Here is a 1,397-nt window from a genome sequence, read left to right as displayed (position 1 = left end):
GCAAAAATCCGCCCAAAATGGTCAAGAATTCGTCGATGAGGCGGCTTTTCGCTACGATGGTCCGATTCCCCAATCGCGAGAAACGGCGATCGTCATGTTAGCCGATAGTAGCGAGGCCGCTTTGCGATCGCTGAAGGAGGCCTCCCCAGAACAAGCCATGGATATGATCAAAAAGATTTTTCAGGCCCGATGGCGCGAGCAACAATTAGTAGATAGTGGTATTCGTCAGGAGGAATTACCAATTATTGCCGAGATTTTTGTGCAAGTTTGGCAACAATTCCACCATCAACGCATTGCCTACCCGAAAGCAGTTTTAGAAGTCTCCTCAGCCAAAAAAAATAAGAGATAACAGCAAAAAATCAAGGATAATTACCAAAATGCTACTAATTACTCTCAACGAAAATACTTTATCTTTATCTCCGGGCAGTCAAGTTATTTTTCCCCATCAGACTTGGGAAGATTACCAAAGATTGCTGAGTTTACGTCTCCAAAAAACCTATCCCAAACTCTATTTTAATTGCAAAACGCAAGAAATTCGGCTTATGTCTCCCTTACCAAGTCATGGCAAACGTATCAATCTTTTAAGTGATTTAGTAAAAATTATCCTTCGTCGTCAAGGCAAAGACTGGGAATGTTTTGATCCAATTACCTTGAAAATTCCGGGAGAAGCGGGAGTAGAACCAGATACCTGTTTTTATATTGATAATAGACAGGCAATTTTAGGCAAAGAGAGAATTGATTTAACTGTCGATCCTCCTCCCGATTTAGCTATAGAAGTGGACTTTACTTCTCTGACTGATGTAGAGGCTTATCAATTGCTAAAAATCCCCGAATTGTGGGTTTATCGTCGGGAAGAATTAAAAATATATCTGTTCAGAGAAGACGGTTATCAAGAAAGTGAAAATAGTCGTCTCTTTCCCGATATAAATATCAAGAAACTTTTCCCCTATTATGTTGAATTAGGCTGGAATCAAGGTTCTAGTCTTGCTTTACGTCAATTTGAAGCTTTAGAGAATTAGGGACATAAAAGTGCGATGTCAAAAAAGAATTGTAATCATACCAAACCGGGGACTTTGCGATAGATAGAAGCGATCGATCCCCGGAATCCTACACTGGTAAATTCTACCTCATCTTCCGCTTCATAGATCTGTTCTTTCCAAACTCCCGAATCCTCGCGACGGTGACATTCAATTTTCATCTGGTTTTGATGAATAAGAATGTATTCTTTTAGGGTGGGACAGGTTTGATAATCGCTGAATTTATCACCCCTATCAAAGGATTCCGTAGATTTCGATAATACTTCAATAATCAGAACGGGATAGAGAATAAAATCATCGGTATTGTTAATCTCTCTCTCGTCACAAACCACCGCAATATCGGGATAATAATAACAATTT

At 39.7% G+C, this 1,397-nt stretch carries 2 protein-coding genes and 1 pseudogene; 2 read left to right on the top strand and 1 reads right to left on the bottom strand.

What is annotated here, in order from left to right:
* Together PX484_RS13895 and PX484_RS13890 are read left to right on the top strand one after the other, a co-directional pair.
* A pseudogene (locus PX484_RS13895) lies at positions 1-349 on the top strand (hypothetical protein); the annotation flags it as partial.
* Positions 350-377: 28 nt separating this feature from the next.
* Positions 378-1,019, top strand: coding sequence for a Uma2 family endonuclease (locus PX484_RS13890; protein ID WP_287767147.1), 642 nt, complete (start codon positions 378-380; stop codon positions 1,017-1,019).
* Between the two features lie 35 nt (positions 1,020-1,054).
* On the opposite strand, the gene PX484_RS13885 is transcribed toward PX484_RS13890, so the two are convergent.
* Positions 1,055-1,397 (bottom strand): Uma2 family endonuclease (locus PX484_RS13885; RefSeq protein WP_288104298.1); only part of this gene is annotated, 343 nt, incomplete at its 5' end.

Origin of the sequence: Microcystis sp. M49636_WE2, from assembly GCF_030065375.1 — a bacterium.
In the GTDB taxonomy this organism is placed as follows: Bacteria; Cyanobacteriota; Cyanobacteriia; order Cyanobacteriales; family Microcystaceae; genus Microcystis; species Microcystis aeruginosa_C.
Note: the sequence above shows the minus strand (reverse complement) of the source record. Positions and strands in the feature narration are given on the sequence as shown.

Coding starts and splice junctions, on each gene's coding strand:
- PX484_RS13890 (WP_287767147.1), top strand. CDS start 378: ATGCTACTAATTACTCTCAACGAAAATACTTTATCTTTATCTCCGGGC.